The organism is Brasilonema bromeliae SPC951, from assembly GCF_012912135.1.
Lineage (GTDB): Bacteria > Cyanobacteriota > Cyanobacteriia > Cyanobacteriales > Nostocaceae > Brasilonema > Brasilonema bromeliae.
Window position 1 is genome coordinate 1 of the sequence record NZ_QMEB01000309.1, and the last position, 6375, is coordinate 6375.

The window sequence follows — 6375 nt, forward strand, 5'->3', positions numbered from 1 at the left end:
ACTAAAGAAGTACAAGTAAGTTTAAGAAACTTTTTTGCTATTTAATTTAGCTCTAGGGGGAAGTCATGACAGTGCAGAACTTGATAAAGTTAATTATATTCACTTTTAGTTAATGAAGTTAACTAAAAGAATTTATACCATTTCACAAAAATCCTCATACAAGTTACTCCCCCTGCTCCTTCCTTCCTCCCCTGCTCCCTCTGCTTGCCTAAATGTATCAACCTTAAAGTGAAAGAATATTATGGGTCGTCCCACGAAAGAAAAATCTCTGACACAACAGGATGTGATTGAAGCTGCGATCGCCTGCTTAGAAAAAGAGGGAGAATCTGCTCTTGGGGTGAATCGAGTCGCGCGGGAATTGGGAATCAAACCACCCGCGATTTACAAGCATCTCGATGGAAACGCAGGACTCCGGCGAGCAGTGGTATTGGCAATTTGGCGAAAATATTTAACGTACAGCCAAGAACAAATGGCTGGATTGAGTGAACCGAATGCTTTGTTAAGAGCAGGTGGACATGCAACTCGTAACTTTGCGCGATCGCATCCAGCACTTTACAAGGTGATGATGCAATTTCAATTACAGCCAACCGAACCGGATGCTGCTGCACTCATACAAGAATCTCTTGGCTTACTCAAAAAGTCACTACAACTGTATGATTTAAATGACAGCCAATTGATTGATGTCATGCGGATGGTGAACGCTGCGATTTACGGTTTCATTAGCTTAGAACAAGCAGGATTAATGACGCTAGAGCATTCGACGGATACCAGTTATGAAGTTATGCTCAATGCTCTAATTGTTGCGATCGAGCATATCAGACGTGACAGCTCAGATCTTCCACCTTGACTTTAGTACGCCTTGAACTTAAGTTCAAGGCTCATAGCCAAAGTCCGTTAAAACGGACTGGCTAATACCAAGTTGCGTTCTGTTGTAGTAGCGCTTTACGGGAGATTGCGGCAGATTGCGGGAAGCCCCCTCCGGGGTCTACATTCCACTCGCTGCGGACAGATTCGCTCTTTGAGTGCAACTTGGTATAAGTCCTTTCAGTCCGTTTTAACGGACTTGAACTTTGAGCCAAGAAATTTATTTCTTGGCAGACGAGAATTATGGTGCAAGATCTCAGACAGCACTTAATCTGCAAGGTTGTCTGGGCGCTTATGCTTTTAGTGAGAATAACCAACAGAAAAACCCCGACGTGTGGGTTTCACGCTAGCTAACTCCACTTGAAAACTTACCTTACCGCTCATTTCACCACTTTTGGCTTCCAATGTCCATCTACCAGGGCGCAAAGTCCAAAACACAGAATCAGATGAATTTGTCGCTAACTTCTGACCATTTAACCACCACTCTACAGGCGCTGTGGGTGTTCCTGCAAGCTTAAACTCCAATCTTTGCTTTGTTTTCTCATCAGGATACAACAAGAAGACATCATTCTGATGAGGAGACACAATCTTTAGTTTGTCAGAACTCATACTAGATTGGTTCTGCCTTGCTAACCACTCATCATACTCACTAGACTTAGTGAAATTGTTTTGACGCTCGTAGTCTCCAACGTCTTGTGCGTAAAAATATTCTTGTACCACAGAGGAACAATCTGGTGTTGGTCGTAACCCAGAAATTGCACAAATAGGTAGTTGTACCATACCTTTAGGAGGAGGAAAACTTGCTGGTTCTTGATGCTCATGCAGGTGTAGCATGATTCGATTCCATAGAGGTGCTGCGCCCATGACTCCGGAAACTTGACGCATGGGATCGCCATCGAAATTACCTACCCATGTGGCGACGGTGTAATCAGTCGTAAATCCAACTGTCCAAGTATCGCGAAAATTTGAGGAAGTCCCTGTTTTGACAGCAGCAGAAAATGGTAAACTGAGGATTGAGTCTACACCAAAGACTGTTGCACGGGCGTGGCGATCGCTCAACATATCGGTCATCAGTTGCCATGTTACACCAGAAGTTGGGAGATAAGGAGATTTGTTAGTCTGTGTCGTGCTGTCTAACCTAGTCACAATATAAGTAGGTTGTCCCTGTCGTGCCATTGTGACATAAGCTTTTGCAAGTTCCCATAAACTGACTTCGCCACTACCGAGAGTCAATCCCAAACCATAGTATTCTGCGCTTTGAGTCAGATGTTCAAACCCCAATTGGTGGAGACGATCCAAAAAAGTCTGCACTCCCATCTTTTCCAAGACTCGTACAGCTGGAACATTGAGCGAATTTGCTAAAGCCAAACGCACCCGCACTGGTCTTTGAAAGCTTTTACTATCAGGACAGGACTTACGCAACTGGCACAGCGCGATACGCCTTTAGGCGTCTGCCCTTCGGGCAATCGTATTTCTCTAGTAATTGTGTACTACAAAAAACTGGCGTACCCAGAGGGCATGGCTGAAATTAGTAACACTAATCGGTTGTGTTAAGTATTCCTCAAATCATGAGAAAATTAGTTGAGGATGCATAAAATAAATCCTGTAGGTTGATGAGATTTACTAAACTTAACTATTGCCAGTATTTGTTAAGTAATCAGATTAATTATACTCTCACAAATTTGGCGGAGCATTTAGAGCAGATCAGTCATGATAAAATCAACCGTTATTTAAAGAACGAGAAATTAACACCTCGTCTTCTTTGGGATAATGTAAAAGATTTAATAGAAAGAAATGAGAAAGCATACTTGGTTTTTGATGACACAGTAATTGATAAACGATACGCTATTGAAGTAGAGCCAAGTAAACGCCAATATAGTGGCAACGAGCATGGTGTAATTCAAGGTATTGGGCGAGTAAATTGTGTATATGTTAATCATGAAATCGGAAAGTTTTGGGTAGTTGACTATCGGATTTATGACCCAGACAGAGATGGAAAAACAAAGATAGAACATGTAACAGAGATGCTACAAAACCTTGTGTACCATAAAAACTTACTATTTCAATCCGTCTTGATGGACACGTGGTATGCGACAAATAAATTGATGTTATATATTGATGGGTTAGGGAAATATTATTATTGCCCTCTGAAACGTAATCGACTTGTTGATGATACGGAAGAGCAAGAAGACTATAAAAGAATTGAATTGTTATCTTGGGATGAAAAACACTTAAAATTAGGAAAAACAGTTAAAATAAAAAAGTTTCCTGGCGCGAAAAAAGTGAAACTATTCCGGGTAACTGTCTCCACCGACAGAACGGATTTTATCGCTACAAACGATTTATCTCAAGATTCTACGGACGTTGTACAACAAGTGTGTAAGGTTCGATGGAAGGTTGAGGAGTAACACCCCTGAATTAAAACAATTGACTGGCGTTGAATCATGTCAATGCCGTAAGGGTCGTATTCAAAGAAACCATATTGCCTGCGCTATTTTAGTCTGGCTTCGGCTCAAAGATTTAGCTTATAAAACTGGTCAAACAATCTATCAAATTAAGCACGGATTGTTGTCAAATTATTTAGTTCAGCAACTAAAACGTCCGGATGTTCCCATGTTTATCGTCTAGTTGTTTGGCGTGGGCGCGAGAGTGCAAGCGCCATTGCTTGAGAAAATGGCGATAAGCCGGAGGCTTGACGCTTTGCGTATCGCATTGTGCCAGTTGCGTAAGTCCTGACTATAATCAGTAGGACTGTAGAGTTTTGCGCCAGGTATCGCATAGTGAGCAGGGACATCTGCCAAAATTGTATTAGGACGAATCAAGTTTTTTTCCAAAGCCAATTCATATAGAAACGGCTTGAGAGTTGAACCTGGTTGACGCAAGGCTTGTACACCATCATTTCTTCCCTGCTTGGCTTCATTAAAATAGTCAGGCGAACCGACATAAGCCAAAACTTCTCCACTGTGGTTATCAATCACCAAAGCAGCTGCGTCATGGACATTGTGAACAGCAAGGGTGGAAATAACCTGTTGTACCTGGGCTTCAACAAACTGCTGCAAGAGACGATCTATAGTGGTGCGAATGGGGGATGATTTTTCTAGCCTCTCAGGCTGACTCGCCAGCCAAAACAAAAAGTGTGGTGCAGCAAGAATTCCTCGTTGGCGAGACTGAAACGAAATTTCCTCAGCGTATGCTCGCTCTGATTGGGGGCGAGTGATATACCCATCTTGTATAGCAGTCGCCACAATTGTTAGGACATTTCTCTGTTCCCCGTTCCCCATTCCCTGTTCCCTTGAGATCAAAATATGATGTCCTAACCAATATGTCCGTTGCTATACCCAATAGATGTCATGATTAATTTTTTCCAAACTCAACAAGTTCTTTGTCTTTATAGTGATTAACGTAAAATCACCTGACTCGTTACTAACGGTAACGATGAGATACAGTGTCTTTAACCCTACCGACCGTATAAATTCATAACTTAAGACATCTGCTAATACAAAACCTCAGAGAGAGGATATTTGAAGAGTAAAAAAGTTTTTATATAAGTAAGGTTTGTCGTCTGAGTTCACTCCGTTGCACCTGCCTGCTGTAATATTTGAACTGCACTGACGGAACGAAACGATCGCCTTGCTTCACCAGGGCAAACGCATCTAAATTTTGACAAAGTGGTAAGTAGAGGTGCGGTCTAGATAGTACAGATGAACTGTATGAAGAGTTCGGTGAGCGATCGCCCGTATCACACCCTGCGGGTGTGTCAAAGACACAGGGCAATCCAACTCCGTTGGATTGGGGCGTAGGGGCAGGTACCTCTTGCAGCTATGCAGCGCGGGACGGGATTGCCCAAAGGGCAGTGCCAAAGGCAATCACGAGTTGGTGTATTCTCATTCTCAAAGTAGAATGAAGCCAGAGCCTGTGAAACTCAAACCGAAAATCACGATTGCGGATCACTTTAAGGCAGGCTTGACCCAGATTCGGTTTGGTCAAAATTAAATAGTGTTGGTATGGTAGAATCTATCCGGCAAGTGGATGGTGAAACAACGGTCGAAACTCGTTATTTTATCAGTAGTCTGTCCCAAAATGCTCAAACCTTCGCCAATTCCGTTCGTAGTCATTGGGGAATTGAAAATTCATTACATTGGATACTGGATGTAACCTTAAAAGAAGATGACTGTCGGATTAGAAAAGATAATGCACCAGAGAATTTTGCTTCTTTTAGCCACGTAGCAGTTAATCTGTTAGGTCAAGAAAAGCGGGTAAAATTAGGTATGAAAAATAAGCAATTTCTAGCTGCAATGGATAACGAATACTTGGCGAGGGTTCTATCCCTGGCTTAAAGCTTATTATTTTCATATAATATTGAGCTAAAAGTACATTTCAGATTTTGAGTCTTGTTAGCCTAGATTCAATTAAAACTACACCCTTTTTTATTTTTATTTTTAACTCAAAATCATGTCCTATTGTGCTAATCTAACTATTGTTTATTGAGCTTTAATCCTGAATTTAGCTTTTTTATTTTATTTGGAAAATTCAACTTATTCTAAATATTTCAATCTAGTTTCCCGATATTAGTAACAATTAAGATGCGTTCGCCCTGCTTGCTTCACTTAATGCCGTTGCTCCCCAACGGTTTCTGGGACGAAAGTCCGCGCCATGCTCAAGCAGGAGTTCCATCACCTCCAAATCTCCTCGTGCTGATGCCATCATTAAGGGAGTCCAGCCGCCAATGTTCTGCGTATTCACGGAGGCTCGCCGTGAAATCAGTGCCTTAACAGTATAAAATTGCCCATTATCAACTGCCAAGTACAGCGCTGTATCACCAATCTTGTTGGTTGCATGTATATCTGCCCCCAAGTCAATCAGACGCAGGATAAGATCTGTTAGACCAAATCGAGCAACAGACATCAGCACAGTCTCACCGTAGTGGTTTCTCGGATGGATATCAGCTCCATAATCCAGCAGCGCATTAACGCTTTCTAAATACCCACCCTCTGCGGCGTACATCAGGGCAGTATAGTTAGCATCATTTTTGATATTCACATCTGCACCATAACTCAGTAGGATTTTAACCACATCCGCATAACCCTCTGCCGCTGCCCACATGAGTAAAGTATTGCTTTCTCCAACTGGGGTAACTCCCCCGGTTGTGTTGACGTTTGCGTTTTGAGCTAACAGATCTGCCACCGCTGTAGCATCTCCTCGAACAACTGCTCGGATCAATTCATCCTTCAGTGAAGACATAGTTTTCTACCCCCTACACTGACTATAGAACAAACCACATAGACAAGAGAGCGGTGAGGGGGTCGCAGTCTTGGAGGCCACTTCCTACAAGTCGGCACAGCCGGACGCCCTATGCCTGGGGCACGGCTGCGCAAGAGCGGGTATGCCTACGGCACGCCTGACCCAAGAGCGCCCTTACGGGTATGCCTGCCAACGCGAATGACGGCTAAGGGACTTCCTACCCTACGGGAAGCACCTGGCGTGAGACCCCAAGACGAGCCACTGCTGCAG

3 protein-coding genes and 4 pseudogenes are annotated in these 6375 nt (G+C 43.1%); 4 read left to right on the forward strand and 3 right to left on the reverse strand.

What is annotated here, in order from left to right:
* Positions 1–241 precede the first annotated feature (241 nt).
* Positions 242–847, forward strand: a complete 606-nt coding sequence (locus DP116_RS26235; protein WP_169157944.1) for a TetR/AcrR family transcriptional regulator — start codon at positions 242–244, stop codon at positions 845–847.
* 317 nt (positions 848–1164) lie between these two features.
* Here the strand turns inward: DP116_RS26235 and DP116_RS26240 are convergent.
* Positions 1165–2265: pseudogene (locus tag DP116_RS26240) on the reverse strand (penicillin-binding transpeptidase domain-containing protein); the annotation flags it as partial.
* 212 nt (positions 2266–2477) lie between these two features.
* Here DP116_RS26240 and DP116_RS26245 point away from each other — a divergent pair.
* Positions 2478–3492 (forward strand): annotated as a pseudogene (locus DP116_RS26245) (IS701 family transposase).
* Positions 3493–3596: 104 nt separating this feature from the next.
* Here the strand turns inward: DP116_RS26245 and DP116_RS26250 are convergent.
* Positions 3597–4097: pseudogene (locus tag DP116_RS26250) on the reverse strand (penicillin-binding transpeptidase domain-containing protein); the annotation flags it as partial.
* A 521-nt stretch (positions 4098–4618) separates the two neighbouring features.
* Here DP116_RS26250 and DP116_RS28745 point away from each other — a divergent pair.
* Positions 4619–4768, forward strand: coding sequence for a hypothetical protein (locus DP116_RS28745; protein WP_211173517.1), 150 nt, complete (start codon positions 4619–4621; stop codon positions 4766–4768).
* Positions 4769–4823: 55 nt separating this feature from the next.
* Positions 4824–5201, forward strand: a pseudogene (locus DP116_RS26255) (ISAs1 family transposase); the annotation flags it as partial.
* Between the two features lie 241 nt (positions 5202–5442).
* Here DP116_RS26255 and DP116_RS26260 read toward each other — a convergent pair.
* Positions 5443–6105 (reverse strand): ankyrin repeat domain-containing protein, encoded by a 663-nt coding sequence (locus DP116_RS26260; protein WP_169157945.1) that lies wholly within the window; start codon positions 6103–6105, stop codon positions 5443–5445.
* Positions 6106–6375 lie beyond the last annotated feature (270 nt).